General features: G+C 71.6%; 13 protein-coding genes and 3 pseudogenes. 2 read left to right on the plus strand and 14 right to left on the minus strand.

Going from position 1 to position 17,578, the window contains the following annotated elements; translation table 11 throughout:
* Positions 1-71: 71 nt before the first annotated feature.
* From puhE to bchF, 14 genes and pseudogenes are all read right to left on the minus strand, one after another.
* Positions 72-766: pseudogene (gene puhE, locus HHL28_RS15260) on the minus strand (putative photosynthetic complex assembly protein PuhE); the annotation flags it as partial.
* Between the two features lie 268 nt (positions 767-1,034).
* Entirely contained in the window at positions 1,035-2,114 is a 1,080-nt protein-coding gene (acsF, locus tag HHL28_RS15265; RefSeq protein WP_075771774.1) for a magnesium-protoporphyrin IX monomethyl ester (oxidative) cyclase, read from the minus strand.
* Positions 2,111-2,473: a hypothetical protein gene (locus HHL28_RS15270; protein WP_404326945.1), complete on the minus strand. Its 363-nt coding sequence runs from the start codon at positions 2,471-2,473 to the stop codon at positions 2,111-2,113. Before HHL28_RS15270 ends, acsF begins: the two co-directional genes overlap by 4 nt.
* A complete protein-coding gene (gene puhC, locus HHL28_RS15275) occupies positions 2,470-2,934 on the minus strand; it encodes a photosynthetic complex assembly protein PuhC (protein WP_075771773.1) in 465 nt (154 codons plus the stop codon). The genes HHL28_RS15270 and puhC overlap by 4 nt, the downstream gene beginning before the upstream one ends.
* 217 nt (positions 2,935-3,151) lie before the next feature.
* Positions 3,152-3,622: pseudogene (puhB, locus tag HHL28_RS15280) on the minus strand (photosynthetic complex putative assembly protein PuhB); the annotation flags it as partial.
* Positions 3,619-4,403, minus strand: a pseudogene (gene puhA / locus HHL28_RS15285) (photosynthetic reaction center subunit H). The pseudogenes puhB and puhA, both read right to left, overlap by 4 nt.
* 21 nt (positions 4,404-4,424) lie before the next feature.
* Entirely contained in the window at positions 4,425-5,873 is a 1,449-nt protein-coding gene (locus tag HHL28_RS15290) for a BCD family MFS transporter (protein WP_075771770.1), read from the minus strand.
* A complete protein-coding gene (gene bchM / locus HHL28_RS15295) occupies positions 5,870-6,571 on the minus strand; it encodes a magnesium protoporphyrin IX methyltransferase (RefSeq protein WP_075771769.1) in 702 nt (233 codons plus the stop codon). The genes HHL28_RS15290 and bchM overlap by 4 nt, the downstream gene beginning before the upstream one ends.
* Positions 6,571-7,464, minus strand: a complete 894-nt coding sequence (bchL, locus tag HHL28_RS15300) for a ferredoxin:protochlorophyllide reductase (ATP-dependent) iron-sulfur ATP-binding protein (protein WP_404326947.1) — start codon at positions 7,462-7,464, stop codon at positions 6,571-6,573. Before bchL ends, bchM begins: the two co-directional genes overlap by 1 nt.
* 2 nt (positions 7,465-7,466) lie before the next feature.
* Positions 7,467-10,754 (minus strand): magnesium chelatase subunit H, encoded by a 3,288-nt coding sequence (locus tag HHL28_RS15305; RefSeq protein ID WP_449686841.1) that lies wholly within the window; start codon positions 10,752-10,754, stop codon positions 7,467-7,469.
* Positions 10,676-11,176, minus strand: coding sequence for a DUF3479 domain-containing protein (locus HHL28_RS19140; RefSeq protein WP_449686843.1), 501 nt, complete (start codon positions 11,174-11,176; stop codon positions 10,676-10,678). The genes HHL28_RS15305 and HHL28_RS19140 overlap by 79 nt, the downstream gene beginning before the upstream one ends.
* Before the next feature lie 7 nt (positions 11,177-11,183).
* Positions 11,184-12,770 carry a ferredoxin:protochlorophyllide reductase (ATP-dependent) subunit B gene (gene bchB, locus HHL28_RS15310; RefSeq protein ID WP_075771766.1) on the minus strand — a complete coding sequence of 529 codons (1,587 nt, stop codon included), beginning with the start codon at positions 12,768-12,770 and terminating at the stop codon, positions 11,184-11,186.
* 3 nt (positions 12,771-12,773) lie between these two features.
* A complete protein-coding gene (locus HHL28_RS15315; RefSeq protein WP_075771765.1) occupies positions 12,774-14,138 on the minus strand; it encodes a ferredoxin:protochlorophyllide reductase (ATP-dependent) subunit N in 1,365 nt (454 codons plus the stop codon).
* Positions 14,135-14,659: a 2-vinyl bacteriochlorophyllide hydratase gene (gene bchF, locus HHL28_RS15320; RefSeq protein ID WP_075771764.1), complete on the minus strand. Its 525-nt coding sequence runs from the start codon at positions 14,657-14,659 to the stop codon at positions 14,135-14,137. The genes HHL28_RS15315 and bchF overlap by 4 nt, the downstream gene beginning before the upstream one ends.
* Positions 14,660-15,093: 434 nt before the next feature.
* On the opposite strand from bchF, the gene HHL28_RS15325 reads away from it, so the two are divergent.
* Positions 15,094-15,864: a cobalamin B12-binding domain-containing protein gene (locus HHL28_RS15325; RefSeq protein WP_083699203.1), complete on the plus strand. Its 771-nt coding sequence runs from the start codon at positions 15,094-15,096 to the stop codon at positions 15,862-15,864.
* Positions 15,865-16,160: 296 nt separating this feature from the next.
* Positions 16,161-17,552 carry a transcriptional regulator PpsR gene (ppsR, locus tag HHL28_RS15330; protein WP_075771762.1) on the plus strand — a complete coding sequence of 464 codons (1,392 nt, stop codon included), beginning with the start codon at positions 16,161-16,163 and terminating at the stop codon, positions 17,550-17,552.
* The last annotated feature ends 26 nt before the right edge of the window (positions 17,553-17,578 follow it).

Genomic DNA, 17,578 nt, shown 5'->3' on the forward strand with positions numbered 1-17,578 from the left:
GGCCGGTCCAGCCGTTGCCCCAGGTACCAGGCCCACAGGGCCGCCGACGGCAGCGGCAGCACCATGAGCCAATGCTCGACGAGGGCGAGGGCCGCCATCGCCGCGAGAAGGGTCAGGCCGGTGGCCAGCATCGGCCCGGCCGACGGGTCGGCCGCCCCCTGCGCCAGCAGCCACGTCACCAGGGTGGCTCCGGTGACGGAGACGGGGAACAGCACGTTCATGGGCCGACGGCGGAAGAAGCTGGCCAGATAGCCCATGTGCCCGGGCAGGAAGGCCTCTGACAGGTTGGGCACGCCCAGGAAGACGTTCAGCTTGGCGCTGATCCGCATGCCCCAGAGCAGCAGGTAGGTCCAGCCCGCCACCTGGTTCGGCGCGTCCCAGCCCGCCAGCAGGATCAGCAGCCCGCCCGCCAGGATGGCCAGCTCGTGCCACAGGATGGCGCGCAGGGCGAAGCCGGTGCGTTCCCACCCCTGAACCCCGGGGGGCAGGCGGTGCGGTGCGGCCCGGTGACGGCCCCCAGCAGGAAGGCCGTCTCGTTCCAGGCCCAGACGGCGAGCGCCCCGGTGAAGGCGGCATAGGCCCCCGCCACGCTGTCCTGCCCCGCCGCCCAGGCCACCGCCCCCAACCCCGCCGCCCCGACGATGGAGGCGCCCAGCAGGGTCCAGCGGAAGGTGGAGCGGTCCAGCCCGTTCAGCCAGGCGATCAGCCCGGTGCTGAACCACCAGACGAACAGGGCGTAGAGGACGGGGAGGCCGTGCTCGGTCATGGCGCGGCACCCACCACCCGGCACGGCTGCCGGGGCGCACAACGCATGTCACAAAAGACCCCGCGTCCCCCGCGAAGGCGGGGGCCCACGGTTTTTGACCCGTTCGCCGCCCCCACCGTCGCAAAGGAACTGTGGACCCCCGCCTTCGCGGGGGAAGCGGAAAGGGTGGCGGATGCGGCAAAGCGATGGTCAGGCTCTTCCCATCCCCGACGCGGGGGCTGGGACTTCACCAGGCAAGGATGCCGCAGCCGTTCCATCCGCCGTCCCCTCACCAGGCCGGGGCCAGGCGGACCTGGGCGGGCAGGTCGTTGGGCACAGCGGGGATCAGGTACAGCCGCAGGAAGGTGGCCGCGGCCGCGGCGGACAGGGCCGCCTGCCGCCCCTTGCCGGCGACGCCGCCCTGCCGCTTCGCCTCGGCGATGCCCAGGTTCAGCTGGTACAGCCGGTCCAGCCCCGCCAGGAAGGCCGGGTTCTCGATGTCCAGGGTCAGGGGGAAGACTTGGCGGCAGATCTCCGTGGTGATGCGGAAGACCGTGCGGTCATAGTCGGTGGGGTCCACCCCCAGCGCCTTGTGGAAAGCGGGCCGCATGTGGTCGCGCACATACATCGTGGCGAAAACGGCGAGCTGGAAGAACTTGATCCACTGCCGGTTCAGGCCCGACAGCAGGGCCGGGTTGGCCCGCATGACCAGGGCGAAGGCCTCGCCATGCCTGAACTCGTCGTTGCACCACTGCTCGAACCATTTGAAGATCGGGTGGAAGCGCCGGTCCGGGTTCCGCTCCAAATGGCGGAAGATGGTGATGTAGCGGGCGTAGCCGATCTTTTCCGACAGGTAGGTGGCGTAGAAGATGAACTTGGGCTGGAAGTAGGTGTACTTCTTCGCCTTGGTCAGGAAGGACATGTCGACGCCGATGCCGACATCCTTCAGCGACTCGTTGATGAAGCCGGCATGGCGGGACTCGTCCCGCGCCATGAAGGAGAACAGCCGCTTCATGTCCGGGTTCTTCACCCGCTTCTTGGCCTCCGCGTACAGCACGCAACCGGAGAATTCCGCCGTCAGGGAGCTGACCAGGAAGTCGGTGAAGTCCAGCCGCAGATCGTCCGGGATGGTCTTCCAGGATTCCTGGAACGCCTCCGTCCGGGTGAAGTGGCGGCGGTTCTCGTCCCGCTCCAGCTCCGCCAGCAGCGCGTCCCACTCCCCCCGCACGGCGGACACGTCGATGCTGTCCAGGGCCGCGTAGTCGGTGGTGTAGAAGCGGGGGCTCAGCAGCGTGTCGGTCTTGGCGATCTCGGTCGTGTCCACCGTGACGGTGGTGGCATGGGCGGCGCCGCCCTCCATGGCGATCATGACACGCTCCCGGGGCTGAAGGACACTTCGTACAGTTCGGTGAGGCCGAGATAGGCCGTCAGCTTGGTCCAGGCCCGGCCGAACCGGCCCGCCTTCACCACCGTGGCGGTGCAGCGCCAGGTGCCCTTCTCCCCGAAGGCCACGCGGGTGGGGGCGCCATGCACCAGCACCGTGTCCCCCGGCCCCACCTCCACCCCGGACAGGTCCACGTGGGCGTGCAGGCTGTCGCCGGTGTTCTCGATGTCCACCAGGCACGGGTAGGTGCGGCTGGCGACGCCGGTCTGGGCGGACGGCCGGCGGGCGCGGGCCTCGATGGCGCTGGTCATGGGCGTGAAGGGCTTCGCGAGGATGCCGATCATGGGGTCCCCCCTGTCTGGGTGGTGAGCAGCCGGGCGAAGGCCGCCTTGTTGGTATGTCCGAAGGCACCGAGTTCGATGATGCGGTCCGTGGCCGGGTCGGACAGCAGCAGCCGCCCGTCCGCCTGGAGCGCCAGGGTCAGCGGCACCTCGTCGCTTAAGCCCCGGCGGACCCGTTCGCGGTTCAGGCCGCGCAGGGTGCCGCGGATGAAGCCGTCGCCCCCCGGGGGCAGCACGGCGACATCGCTCCCGTCGCTTGCGTCGGTGACGGTGACGGCCCCGTCCTTCCTGTCGGCGAAGCGCAAGGACCGGCTTTCCAGGATGGTGGCCGCCGGCTCCCCAACCCCGCCCGCCGGCCCCTGGGATCGGGTCAGGCCGGCGCCGAGGATGGCCACGGCCAGCAGGGAACCAATGCCCAACAGCACGCCGCGCGGCACGAACGGGTCGGGAGCCTGCGTGGTCATGCCCCGGCCCCCCGAGCAGGGCGCCCGTGGGCGCCGGGCGGGACGGGGTGGCCTGCACCGCGGCGGCCGGCTTCGTCTCTGCCACCATTTCGGCCGCCGGGCGGGCCTCCGCGGCCGCCGCCAGGGCCTGGCCCAGCAGGCCCGCCACATGGGCTGCGTCGGGCACGGCCCGCAGTGCCGGCTCCGGCCAGCCGAACTTCCAGGGCCGGACATGGGGCCACAGGGCAACGTAGGAGACGCGGGCGCCCTTCACCGGCTTCAGCGGCAGGTCGCCGGTCCCGTCGCGGAAGGTCTTCACCGCGGCGGAACCGACGATGGCATAGGGCAGGTTGACGGCCATGGGCAGGGCCACGCCGCAGCGGATCACCACCCGCCGGTCGGTGACGCTGTAAACCGTCGCCCGCGCCCCCAGCCAGGCCAGCAGGCCCAGGATCAGCACGGCGGACAGGGCCAGCGGCAGCAGCCAGGCCATGTTCACCAGCGCGTCCCCGAGCGTGCCGCCGTCATAAACGGTGGTCACCCCCCGCCAGGCCAGCAGCAGGCCGAAATAGATGCTCACCGCCCGCACCCGGTAGGCGCGTAAGCCCAGCGCCTTCCAGTCCGGCCGGCCCTGCCACAGCAGCCTTTCCCCCGCCGGCAGGGGCCCAGGCAGGCCCAGGACCGGCTCAGACCCGTGCTCCGCGATCATAGCAGCGGCTCCTTCCGGTCAGGGGTGGCGTAGAGGTAGCCGCCGGCGAAGTAGCCGCAGATCCTGTCCTCCTCCAGCTTGGTCACGACGTCCGGGTTCTTCAGCCGGGGCGCGTCCACGAACTGGGCGGCCAGCACGGTGCCGGTGCGCACCTGGCCGCGGCGGCGGTCCACCTTGGCCATGGTGAAGGGCAGCAGCACCCGCTGGTAGCCACCGGCCACCTCGATCTCCACCTCCAGGTAGGTGACGCGCGGCTCCGACCGGTCGACCCAGAGGTCCACCACCACGCCGGCCACCCGGTTGTCCGCGGCGATCACCGGCATGCCGATGGGGTTGGGGTCTTCCGGTGAGACGTAATGGTGTGGGTCCACCCGGATGGGGACGATGCGGGGCTGGTCCTCGGCGGTCAGGTCGGGCATGTCCTCGCGCAGGGCGTAGGACGCGGTGCCGATGCCGTCCACCATGGGGTTGCCCAGCGGTTGCAGCGGCGCGCCGGGGAAGTTGGCCACCGGCACGGCGTTGATGGCGCGGTCGTCGATGTTGCCCGGGGCGCCAGGTACCTGGTGCCGTCGCGCAGCAGGAAGGTCTTGGCCGGCGGCACGGCGGGGAAGCCCTGCACCTGCACCCGGCTCTCGGTCCGGCGGTCCTCCGCCACCAGCGGGTAGCCCTCCCGCTTGTTCTCCCGGTGCAGGTACCAGATCAGCCCCGCGAAGAAGACCCAGAAGGCGTACAGCACGAGCTGGGCGACGTCGATGTATCCGGTGATGGCGCCAGTGGGCATGGAAACCTCCAGGGGACGGGGCTAGCCGGGGAACTCGGCCAGGCCGAAGCGGGCCGGCGGCCGGTCCCGCCTGTCGGACCCGGTTGGGTTCCGGCGGACGAGGGGCCCGACCGCCACGAGCGTGGCGAACAGGAACGCGATCTCCAGGTGGTACACGGCGGAGTAGCCGACGGACGGGTCTGCCAAGGCGGGTCCCAGCCGCCCGTCCAGGGCCAAGCCGCCGATGATGTCGCGGAGGGCGCCGCCGAAGGCGATGGCCAGGCCCGCGGCGGTGGCCTGCACGGCCCCCCAGGCGCCCAGCGCCAGGCCGCTGCGCCCGCCGGCGGCGTCGGCCAATTCCATGGCCGCGGTCAGGGTGCCCACGGCGAACAGCCCGCCGCCGACGCCGATCAGCACGGTCCCCGCCCGGAACAGGGCGGCGGAGGCGAGGGGGGAGGCGAAGACCACCGCGGAGAAGGCGGCGATGCCCACCAGGCAGCCCAGGGCCGCCAGCCGGAACGGGTCGCCGCCGCCGGCCAGGCGCTTGGCGGCCAGGGCGAAGCCGGCCAGGGTGCCCAAGGCCATGAGGGCGGTCAGCAAGGTGGTCTGCCCCACCGACAGGTGCAGCACCTGGGCGCCATAGGGCTCCAGCAATATGTCCTGCATGCTGAACCCGGCGGTCCCCAGGCCCACGGCCACCAGCACGCGGGTGGCGCGCCCTTGCGCCCGGAACTCCCCCCATGCTTCGGCGAAGCGGGGGCGGGGCTTGCCGGGGGCGGTCAGGTGGGGGCGCCGCGGCTCCTGCTTCCACAGGGCCAGCACGTTCAGCACCATGGTGGCCAGGGCGGCCCCCTGGATCACCTGGATCAGCCGGACCTGGCCGAAATCCGCCAGCAGGGCCCCGAACAGGAAGGCGCTGCCCGCCATGCCCAGCAGCAGCATGACATAGAGCAGGGCCACCACCCGCGGCCGGGCCGCTTCCGGCGCCAGGTCGGTGGCGAGCGCCAAGCCCGCGGTCTGCGTGGTGTGCAGGCCCGCGCCCACCAGCAGGAAGGCCAGGGCCGCCGCCGCGGTGCCCACCCAGGGGGCCGCGTTGCTGTCGCCGGACAGCAGGATCAGGGCGAAGGGCATGATGGCGAAGCCGCCGAACTGCAGCAGCGTGCCGAACCAGATGTAGGGCACCCGCCGCCAGCCCAGGAAGGACCGGTGCGTGTCCGACTTGAAGCCCACCAGGGCCCGCAGCGGCGCGAACACCAGCGGCAGGGAGACCATCAGCGCCACCAGCCAGGTGGGCACCCCCAGCTCCACGATCATCACCCGGTTCAGGGTGCCGTTCAGCAGCACCACCGCCATGCCCACCGACACCTGGAACAGGGCCAGCCGCAGCAAGCGCGACAGGGGCAGCTCCGCCGTGGCCGCGTCGGCGAAGGGCAGCACGGCGGGGCCGAGCCGCATGAACGCCGTCACCAGGGGGGAGCTTCTCCGGGTCATCTCGGGACCAGCTCCATGGCCTGGGAAGTGTAGAAGCCGCTGGCCACCCGCTCCGTCCGGCCCACCTGCCAGCGCAACGGCGACAAGGCGGTGCCCAGCCGGCCGCGCAAATGGCCTTCCCCCACCGGCTCGATGGCCGGGGCGCGGTCGCCGCGGGGGAACAGCTTGCCCGCCGCGTGCATGACCGACAGGGCCGGGGTGCGCGGGGCGAAGGTGAACAGGACGCTGCCGCGGGTACGGGCGGAAAGGCCGGCCAGGGCGGCCGTGATCTCCGCCGCCGGGTAGTGGATCAGGCTGTCCATGGCGACGACGTGGTCGAAGCTGCCAAGATTCGGGTCCAGCATGTCGCCCACCCGGTACTCCACGCTGCCGGTGCCGAAGGCGCCGCCCGCCCGTTCCTGCCCCAGATCGACCAGGGTGGGGGCGATGTCCACGGCCACCACGGTGGCGCCGCGCCGGGCCGCCTCCTGCGCCAGGGCGCCGGTGCCGCATCCGGCGTCCAGCAGGCGCAGGCCGGTCATGTCCTGGGGCAGCCAGGACAGCAGCGTGGCCCGCATCCGGTCCCGCCCCGCCCGCACCGTGGCGCGGATGCGGCTGACGGGCGCGTCGGAGGTCAGGCGCGACCAGGCCTCCGCCGCGGTGCGGTCGAAGTAGGTCTCCAGCCGGTCGCGCCGGCGCAGATAGGTGGCGCTCTGCATCAGTCGAACCCCAGCAGGTCGAAGATGTCCCGGTCCTTCATGGCGGACGGGGCGGCGGGCGGCGTGCCGGCCCACAGCCGGGCGGCGAGGCGCAGGTAGCTGTCCTTCACCGCCTCCAGCTCCGGCGAGGATTCCATCTCGAACAGGGTGGACTTCTTCAGCCGGGACCGGCGGATCACGTCCAGGTCCGGGAAGTGGGCCAGCATCTCCATGCCCACGGCGGCGTTGTACTTGTCGATCTGGTCGGTGCCGGCGCTGCGGTTGCAGATCACCCCGCCCAGCCGCACCTCATAGTTCTTCGCCTTGGCCTTGATGGCGGCGACGATGCGGTTCATGGCGAAGATGCTGTCGAAGTCGTTGGCCGCCACGATCAGCGCCCGGTCCGCATGCTGCAAGGGGGCCGCGAAGCCGCCGCAGACCACGTCGCCCAGCACGTCGAAGACCACCACGTCCGTGTCGTCCAGCAGGTGGTGCTCCTTCAGCAGCCTCACCGTCTGGCCCACGACATAGCCGCCGCAGCCCGTGCCGGCCGGCGGGCCGCCCGCCTCCACGCACATCACCCCGGCGTACCCTTCATAGACGAAGTCCTCCACCCGCAGCTCCTCGGAGTGGAAGTTCACCGCCTCCAGCGCGTCGATGACGGTGGGCACCAGCCGCTTGGTCAAGGTGAAGGTGCTGTCGTGCTTGGGGTCGCAGCCGATCTGCAGCACCCGCTTGCCCAGCTTGGCGAAGGCCACGGACAGGTTGGAGCTGGTGGTGCTCTTGCCGATGCCGCCCTTGCCGTAGACGGAGAAGACCTTGGCCGAGCCGATGGTCATCCCGGGGTCCAGGTGCACCTGCACGCTGCCGTCGCCGTCCCCCTTGCCGCGCATCGGCCTGGTGCCTGCTGCCATGGTCATGCGACCGCCCTTTCATCAATGCCTTCGAGCCGGTCCTCCAGCGCGTCGCCCGCCGCCCGCAGGGCCGCCAGCATGGTGTCGTCGGGGGACCAGTATTGGCGCCGGTGAGCCTCGAGCAGCCGGTTGGCCACCCGCGCCGACGCCTTGGGGTTCAGGGCCGCGAGGCGCTCCCGCATGGCCTCGTCCAGCATGAAGGTGCGGGTCAGCTGGTCGTAGACCCAGGGGTTCACCTGGCCGGTCGTGGCCGACCAGCCCAGGGTGTTGGTGACCTGCGCCTCAATGTGGCGCACGCCCTCATGGCCGTGCTCCAGCATGGCCTCGTACCATTTGGGGTTCAGGGCGCGGGTGCGGGTCTCCAGCGCCACCTGCTCCGACAGGGTGCGCACCAACCCCTCGCCGCGGGTCTGGTCGCCGATATAGACCGGCACCGGAGCACCCTTGGCCCCGGCCGCCGCCTTGGCGCGCACCGCGGCGCGGCTGATGCCGCCCAGCGTGTCGAAGTAGTGGTCGATGGTGGTGACCCCCACCTCCACCGACTCCAGGTTCTGGTAGGCCAGCTCCACCCCGGCCAGCACGCTTTCCAGCAGGGCCGGTTGCCGTTGGGGCTGGCCGTCGCGGCCGTGGGCGAAGCACTTGCGGCGGGAATAGGCCTCCGCCAGCTCGTCCTCCTCCTGCCAGATGCCGCTGTCCACCAGCTGGTTGACGTTCGCGCCATAGGCCCCGTCGGCATTGCTGAACACCCGCAGGGCCGCCGTCTCCAGGTCGCAGCCATGCTTGGCCATGTGGGCCAGGGCGTGCTTGCGGACGAAGTTCTGCTCCGGGTCCTCGTCGGCGCTGGCCGCCAGGAACGCCGCCTCCGCCAGCATGCGGGTCTGGAGCGGCAGCAGGTCGCGGAAGATGCCGGACAGGGTCAGCACCACATCCACCCGCGGCCGGCCCAGCTCTTCCAAGGGGATGAGCGCGGCGCCGCACAGGCGGCCATAGCTGTCGAAGCGGGGCCTCGCCCCCATCAGGGCCAGGGCCTGGGCGATGGGCCCGCCCTCGCTCTTCAAATTGTCCGTGCCCCACAGGACCAGGGCCACGCTTTCCGGCATCGGGTTGCCGTCGGCCATGTGGCGGGCCAGCAGCCGCCCGGCCTGCCGCGCCCCGTCCGCCAGGGCAAAGGCGCTGGGGATGCGGTAGGGGTCGAAGCCGTGCAGGTTGCGCCCGGTGGGCAGCACGGCCGGGCTGCGGATCAGGTCGCCGCCGGCGGTGGGCCGGACGAACCGCCCGTCCAAGGCGCGCAGCAGGGCCGGCAGCTCGTTGTCCTGGGCCAGCAGGCGGTTGGTCTCCGCCAGTTGCCGGAACAGGGCCACGGACTCCGCCGTCACCGCCACGCCGCCCGCGGCCAGGGCCTGCTCCGGCGAAGCCCCCTCCGCCAGGGCGGCGAGGGAGGCGCGGGCGGGCCGGGCGCCATGGGTCGCCTCCGCCACCGCCTGCAACAGGTCGGTGCGGGCCGCGGCGTCCGGCGGCTGCCCCACCACGTGCAGCCCGTGGGGGATCAGGGTGTATTCCAACTCCAGCACCGCCTCGCCCAGCCGGGCGATGTGGGTTTCCGCGGCCGGGCCCCAGGCGGGCTCCGCGTCCGCCAGGTTGACGGCGGCGGCCTGGGCCTGGAGCAGGGCCGCCAAGTCCCCGGCCGGGTCCCGCTGCGCCGGGTCCAGCCCGCGCCAGGTCTCCAGCGACGATTTCAGGTCCGCCAAGCCCCGGTACAGCCCCGCCTGGGCGATGGCCGGGGTCAAGTAGCTGACCAGGGTGGCCGCCGACCGCCGCTTGGCGATGGTGCCTTCCGACGGGTTGTTGGAGGCGTAGAGGTAGATGTTCGGCACATCGCCGATCAGCCGGTCCGGCCAGCAGGCCGCGGACAGGCCGGTCTGCTTGCCCGGCATGAACTCCAGCGCCCCGTGGGTGCCGAAATGCAGCACCGCGTCGGCCCCGAAATCCTGGCGGATCCAGCGGTAGAAGGCGCTGAAGGCGTGGGTGGGGGCGAAGCCCTTCTCGAACAGCAGCCGCATCGGGTCGCCCTCGTACCCGAAGCCCGGCTGGACCCCGACGAAGACGTTGCCGAACCGGGCGCCCAGCACCAGCAGCGACCGCCCGTCGGTGAGCTGCCGGCCCGGCGCCGGGCCCCAGGCGGCCTCAATCTCCCTCAGGTACGGCTCCTGGCGCACATGCTCCTCGGCGGACACGCGGGCATGGACATTGGCGTCGGCGCCGAACCGCTCCGCGTTGCCGGCCAGCACCCGGTCGCGCAGGGCGTCCACGCTGTCCGGCAGGTCCACCGCATACCCCTCGGCCTTCATGGCCTTCAGGGTGTTGAACAGGCTGGCGAAGACCGACAGAAAGGCCGCGGTGCCCGTGGCCCCGGCATTGGGCGGGAAGTTGAACAGCACCGCCGCCACCTTGCGCTGGGCCACCGGCGTCTTGCGCAGGGCCACCAGCCTTGCCACCCGGGCCGCCAGCATGGATGTCCGCTCCCCATGGGGACGCATGTCCCGGGCGCCCTCGCCCGTGCCCTTGTCCGACCGGCCGCCGAAGGGCATGGAGCCCGTGGCGCCGTCCAGCTCCGGGATCGCCACCATCATGGTGGCCTCCACCGGCATCAGGCCGCGGTCGGAGCCTTCCCACTGCTCCAAGCTCTGGAACTCCAGCGCGTGGGCGGCCAGGTAGGGCACATCCAGCGTGGCCAGCATCCGCTCCGCCGCCGCCGCGTCGTTGTAGGCGGGCCCGCCCACCAGGGAGAAGCCGGTGAGCGACACCACCGCGTCCACCACCGGGCGGCCGTTCCTCAGGAAGAACCGCTCCACCGCCGGCCGGTTGTCCAACCCGCTGGCGAAGGCGGGGATCACCTTCAGCCCCCGCGCCTCCAGCGCCGCGATCACCCCGTCATAATGGGCGGTGTTGCCGGGCAGCACGTAGGACCGCATCAGCAGCAGGCCCACGGTGCCACGGGCCCCGCCCTTCGGCTCCGGCAGCCGGTCCGCCTTTTCCGCCATGCGGCCGGGCAGGCGGGGGTGGTAGACGCCCACGTCTGGGTATTCCGCCGGCGGCCTGGCCTTCAGCGTGCCGCGCAGCCCCTTGCGGGGGCCGTCGGCGAACTTGTCCAGCAGGTAGCGGAGCATGTGCTCCACGTTCTGGTCGCTGCCGGCCAGCCAATATTGCAGGGTCAGGAAATAGGCCCGCACGTCCTGGGCCGGGCCGGGGATGAAGCGCAGGATCTGCGGGATGCGGCGCAGCATGGCCATCTGCCGGGCGCCGCCATCGGCGCTGCCCCCACCTTCCTTCTTCGCCCGCGCAGCCGCTTCAGCAGCGCCAGCGGCCCCCGCGCCTCCGCGCTCATGGAGAAGCGGCCCAGGCGGGTCAGCTTCATCACCTCGCCCGCCGACATGCAGCAGACCATGGCGTCGCAACTGTCCCGCCGCGCCTTCAGGGCCGGCAGCACCGCCTGGATGTGGTCCTCCATGAACAGCATGGTGGCGATGACCAGGTCCGCCCGGGCGATGTCCGCGTTGCAGCGCTCCAGCGACCGGGGGTCGTTGCCCCAATCGGACGCGGCGTGCAGCGCCACCGTCAGGCCGGGCAGGTCCCCCGCCATCGCGCGTTCCGCCCGCGCCACCGACGCCGACAGGTGGCTGTCGAGGGTGACGATGACGATGCGTACCGGCACCGTCGGCTCAGCGGCCGAAGTGGGCTTTGGCGTCATAGAGCGTCTCGACGGTGATGAGGGCCACGCCCCGTTCCTGGGCGAAGCGCTCGGTGTTGCGGCGGGCTTTGCCGCGGACGAAGAACGGGATCTTCTGCAGTTCCCTTTCGGCCTCCAGGGTCCAGCCGGAGGGGCCAGCCGGGGCGGGGTCGTTGGCGGCGGGGATGATGGCGGGGACAGTCGCCCTGGCCACCGCGGCAGGGACCTTCGACCCGGGACCAAGGTGGGACGGGGCGGCGCCGTCGTTGAACTCGAAATCCTCCCGGAACATGCCCAGCAGGTGCTCCTCCAGCCCCATCATCAGGGGGTGGACCCAACTGTCGAAGATGACGTTGGCGCCCTCGAACCCCATCTGCGGGCTGTAGCGGGCGGGGAAGTCCTGGACATGCACGGGGGCGGAGATGACGGCGCAGGGCACGCCCAGCCGCTTGGCGATGTGCCGCTCCATCTGGGTGCCCAGCACTAGCTCCGGCGCCAGCTCGGCGACCTTCGCCTCCACCTCCAGGTAGTCGTCGGTGATGAGGGCCTCGATCCCGAGGCGACCGGCGGCGGCCCGCACCTCCCGCGCCATCTCGCGGCTGTAGGTGCCCAGGCCCACCACCTCGAAGCCCAGCTCCTCCGTGGCGATGCGGGCGGCGGCCACGGCGTGGGTGCCGTCGCCGAAGATGAAGACCCGCTTGCCGGTCAGGTAGGTGGAGTCCACCGACCGGCTGTACCAGGGCGCCCGGGCTGCCCCCTCCTCCAGCCCCGGCGGGACGGGGATGCCGGCCAGTCCGCACACCTCCGCGATGAAGTCGCGGGTGGCGCCGGTGCCGATGGGGACCACGGTCGTGAAGGGCTGGCCGAAGGTGCGCTTCAGCCATTGGGCCGCGGACAGGGCCAGTTCCGGGTACAGCACCACGTTGAAGTCGGCCTCGCCCAGCCGGGCGATGTCGTCCGCCGCGGCCCCCATCGGCGCCACCACGGCCACGCGGATGCCCAGGGTGCCCAGCAGCTTCACCACCTCCGCCACGTCGTCGCGGTGGCGGAAGCCCAGGGCGGTGGGGCCCAGGATGTTGCAGCTGGGGCGCGGCCCGTCCGCCGGGGCCGGGCGGGGGCGGCCCGGTTGGGGGGCGGACGGGCCGGCCAGGGCCCGGACCGTCTGGTAGAAGGTCTCCGCGGCGCCCCAGTTCTCTTTCTTCTGGTAGCTGGGCAGTTCCAGGGGGATGACGGGGATGGGCAGGTTCAGCGCCCGGGCCAGCCCGCCCGGATCGTCCTGGATCAGCTCCCCCGTGCAGGACGCGCCCACCAGCAGGGCCGCCGGCTTGAACCGGGCCACCGCGTCGCGGGCCGCCTCCTTGAACAGCTCCGCCGTGTCGCCGCCCAGGTCCCGGGCCTGGAAGGTGGTGTAGGTCACCGGCGGGCGGCGGTCCCGCCGCTCGATCATGGTGAACAGCAGGTCGGCATAGGTGTCGCCCTGGGGCGCGTGCAGCACGTAGTGCACGTCCTTCAGCGCGGTGGCGACCCGCATGGCCCCCACATGGGGCGGCCCTTCGTAGGTCCAGAGGGTGAGCTGCATGGCCTATTCCCCCGCCGCCAGGATGCGGACGGGCTCCGCCCGGGCCGGTGCCTCCGCCAGCCGCGCCAGCTTGGCCCGGCGGCGCAGGGGGCGGGCGAACAGCTCCGCCAGGTCCCCCGCCTGCTCATAGCCCTGGACGGGGGAGAACAGCAGCTCGATGGACCATTTGGTCGTCAGCCCCTCCGCCTCCAGCGGGTTGGCCAGGCCCAGGCCGCAGACCACCAAATCAGGCCGGGCGGCACGGCAGCGGTCCAGCTGCCGGTCCAAATGCTGCCCCTGGCTGAGGAAGGTGCCCATGGGCAGCAGGGCCAGCTCGGGCGCCATGTGGCGGCGGTGCAGGTAGGGGGTGCCCACCTCCGCCAGCTCCATCCCCAGCTCCCGCGCCAGGAGGCGGGCCAGCGGGATCTCCAACTGGCTGTCCGGGAAGAAGAAGACCGACTTCCCCTCCAGCTCCTTGCGGTAGCGCTGCAAGGCGCGGCGGGCCCGCTCGATCTTCGGGCCGGTGACCGCGTCGAAGCGCAGCGGGTCGATGCCGAAGGCCCGGGCGGCCACGGCCAGCCAGGCGGTCGTGCCCTCGATCCCCAGGGGGAAGGGCGCCGCCAGCCGGCGCGCACCCCGGTTCTCCAGCAAACGCGCCGTCTCCGCCAGGAAGGGCTGGGCCAGCAGCAGGTGGGTCTGCGGGCCCACCGGCGGGAGCTCCCCCGACGACCGGGGCGGCAGGAAATGCACCGGGCCCACGCCCAGCTCCGCGAACAGGCGGCGGAATTGGTCCTCCACCACGTCGGCCAGGCAGCCCACCACCAGCAGGGACCGGGGCGAGGCCGAAGTCTCCGCCGGCATCTGCGGCACCAGGGCGGCGAGGCAGGCATCCTCCCCTTGGGTGAAGGTGGTCTCGATCCCGCTGCCGCTGTAGCTCAGCACCCGCACCCGCGGGGCATGCAGGGACGACAGGCGCTGGGCCGCGCGGGACAGGTCCAGCTTGATCACCTCCGACGGGCAGGAGCCCACCAGGAACAGCAGCTTGATCTCCGGCCGCCGCTCCAGCAGGCGGCCCACCACCTTGTCCAGCTCATCGTTCATGTCGGCGAGGCCGGCCAGGTCCCGGTCCTCGATGATGGCGGTGGCGAAGCGCGGCTCCGCGAAGATCATCACCCCGGCGGCGGACTGGATCAGGTGGGCGCAGGTGCGGGACCCCACCACCAGGAAGAAGGCGTCCTGGATCTTGCGGTGCAGCCAGATGATGCCGGTCAGGCCGCAGAACACCTCATGCTGGCCGCGCTCCACCAGCACCGGCAGCTCGGGCGCGCAGGCCTCCGCGGGGCGGGAGCCCTGGAGGGCGGCTGGGGCGAAGTTCCCGTCGGCGGTCATGGCAGCACCCCCAGGGCGGGCGCCTGTCCACGGGCGGGGGCGCTGCCCCCCTCGCGGCGGGCGGCGCGCAGCTTCAGGACGAATTGGGTGGCATTGATGAGGTAGGCGGCATAGGCGGCCAGGGCCAGCCACATCTGGCCCACGGCGCCCATTGCCCCCGCCGCCAGCGCCGCGAGGTAAGCCGTGTGCAGCGCCAGCACGGCCATGCTGAACACGTCTTCCCAGAAGAACGGGCGGGCGAACAGGTACTGGCCGAAGACCACCTTCTCCCACACCGCCCCGGTGACCATGATCGCGTAGAGCAGCCCCGTCTTGACGACGACGGACGCGGTGGCCGCCCCGAACCCCTCGCCGGTGGCGAGGTAGCGGAGGACCAGGGCCAGGCTGACCATGAAGGCCAGGAACTGCACCGGGGCCAGGATGCCCTGCACCAGGGTCCAGGGGGTGGAGTCGCGCCGCCGCCGCTCCTCTGCCGTGTAGAGGCACCTGTCGCGGCTTTGGGTCTCCTGATGGCGGGTCATCACGCATCCCCCGGCGGCACGGCCGGTTGCGGAAATCCGCTTCCGGGGTGGGGCTTGGGCCGGTTCGGCGGCGCCCCTTGCAGTGCCACTGTCAGGAAGAGTAGACGCCCCGGACGCACCCGTCAACAGGATCAGACGTCAATCTATGTTGACAGTCGAGCCCCGCTATAGTCCGCTGAGGGGTGCCGGGAACGCAGCCGAGACCCCCACGGCCCATGCGGAAATCGGTGTTGGACAATCCCGGACGCAAGCGTAGGGTTAAAAATCCCTAAACCTGGGGACCTTAGATGACGGGCACGCTCGATAAGATCGAGGGGGAAACAGCCCGGAACAGTCCCGAAGGGCCAACGGATGTCCAGGCTTGCCCTGGCCAGCCACCATCCGACGGGGATGATCCGGGTTCCAGGCAGGTGCGGCGGCCGCAGGGGGACAGCTTGTCCCTCGGCCTGCGCGGCACCGTGGAGGCCGAGGTGGTCCCCCGCCTGCTCCTGGCGCATGGCGCCACCGGGAAGACCGGTGGTCCGTCCACGCTGCACACCAACCCGGTGCGCACGCCCCTGCACGGGGACGACGTGGTGAACCTGGCCGGGCTGCTGCTGGCGCCGGAGATGGGCCCGGCGCAGGAGTTCGTGCAGGCGCGCGTCCGCCTGGGCGCCCGGCCGGAGCACCTGTTCACCGACCTGCTGGCCCCGGCCGCCCGCCATCTGGGCTATCTGTGGGAACAGGACCTCTGCGATTTTGGTGACGTGACCGTGGGCATGTGCCACCTGCGCACGATCATGCGGGACATGAGTTCCCTGCTGCTGGCGGAAGCGGAGCCGGTGGACCCGCGGCGGCGGGTGCTGCTGCTGCCCACGCCGGGCGACCAGCATTCCTTCGGCCTGTTCATGGTAGCGGAGTTCTTCCGCCGGGCCGGGTGGGACGTGACCACCGCCAACCCGTCCGGACGGGACGAGCTGGCGGCCCTGGTCCGCGAACAATGGTATGCGGTGGTGGGGCTGTCCGGCGGCAGCGGCGCCAAGCTGGACATGGTGGCCGGCTGCATCCGCGCGGTCCGCAAGAATTCGCGAAATCGTTCAGTGGGCGTGATGGTTGGCGGCCCCATCTTCACGCTGCACCCGGACTATGTCGGGCTGGTGGGGGCCGACGACTGTGCCGTTGACGGGCGGCAAGCCCCTGTACAGGCAGAGAAATTCATTGCATAAAAACTGATGGGCCGCGTCATCCATGGCGGTGCGGCCTTTTTGCCGGACGGCAGAAATGCCGCCCGAATTATTCTGTTGTGCTAATGTGTCGGGCTGCTTGGATGGCTCAAGACCATATGTCAGGTCAAGGGGTTGAGGGCGACACCCTGTCCACTGGTCGGACGGGCCAAAGTGTCAATAATTATGGACGTCAACAAATCTTGACAAGGCCGGCCCGAAACATGCCTATGATGGCGCCCGACATGCCCGGCGCGTCTCCCGTGCCGCGCGGACGAGAGGCTGCCGTGACGCACTTCATGGCCCCGAGCAAGTCGTTCGGCGCACTGGACGCGAAGGCCATCGCGGCCCTGATCGCGGCGTCGGGTGACGTGGCGTTGGTGCTGGACCCGGGCGGGACCATCCAGGACATCGCCTATGGCAGCCCGGAGCTGATGCAGGAATGGGGCAGCCAGTGGCTGGGCCGCGCCTGGGCCGACACGGTGACCGTGGAAAGCCGCCCGAAGGTGGAGGCGCTGCTGCGCGACGCGGCGACCGAGTCGCCCCGCTGGCGCCACGTGAACCACGCCTCTTCCCATGATGCCGACATCCCCGTGCAGTACACCGCCGTGCAGGTGGGCCCGGACGGGTTGGTCGTGGCGGTGGGCCGCGACCTGCGCGGTATCTCCGCCCTGCAGCAGCGGCTGGTCGCCGCGCAGCAGGCGGTGGAGCGGGACTATTCCCGCCTGCGCCAGATGGAGCTGCGCTACCGCATCCTGTTCCATGCCACGCCGGACCCGGTGCTGATCGTGGACGCCGCCAGCCTGAAGGTGGCGGAGGCGAACCCGGCCGCCATGGGCCTGCTGTCCGGCGCCATGGACCCGGTCGTGGGCCGAAGCCTGCTGGAAGGGTTCGATGCGGCGGGCGCCGAGGCGCTGCAAGCCCTGCTGGCCCATGTCCGCGCCACCGGCCGGGCGGAGGAGGTGGTGGCCCGCGCCGCCCTGGGCGAGCAGGAGTTCCGGGTCTCCGCCAGCCTGTTCCGGCATGAGGGGACGGCCCTGTTCCTGGTCCGCCTGGCGGGCCGGGAGGCGCACGCCATCGCCCGGCCGGCCAAGGGCTCGGCCCTGCTGCCCCTGCTGGAGCGGATGCCCGACGGCTTCGTCGTCACCGACCCGGACGGCCGCATCCTGGAGGCGAACCCCGCCTTCCTGGACCTGGCCCAGCTCGCCACGGCGGAGCAGGCGCGGGGCGAGTCGCTGGAGCGCTGGCTGGGCCGCCCGGGGGTGGACCTGAACGTGCTGGTGGCCAACCTGCGCCAGCACGGGGCCGTGCGCCTCTACGCCACCACCCTGCGGGGGGAGTATGGCGGGTCGGTGGACATCGAGGTGTCGGCCGCGTCCCTGCCGGACGGCGACCGCCCCGGCTTCGGCTTCACCATCCGCAACGTGGGCCGCCGCCTTGCGCCGGAGGGCCGCAAGACCGAGCTGCCCCGCTCCGTCCAGCAGTTGAAGGAGCTGGTGGGCCGGGTGCCCCTGAAGGACCTGGTGCGGGAAACCACCGACGTGGTGGAGCAGCTCTGCATCGAGGCCGCCCTGGAACTGACCGGCGACAACCGCGCCTCGGCGGCCGAGATCCTGGGCCTCAGCCGCCAGAGCCTGTACGTCAAGCTCCGCCGCTACGGCCTGGGCGACAGCGAGGGCGAGGGGGAGTGAGGCGTAGGTCGGATTAGCGAAGCGTA

Origin of the sequence: Aerophototrophica crusticola (assembly GCF_012913305.1) — a bacterium.
In the GTDB taxonomy this organism is placed as follows: Bacteria; Pseudomonadota; Alphaproteobacteria; order Azospirillales; family Azospirillaceae; genus Niveispirillum; species Niveispirillum crusticola.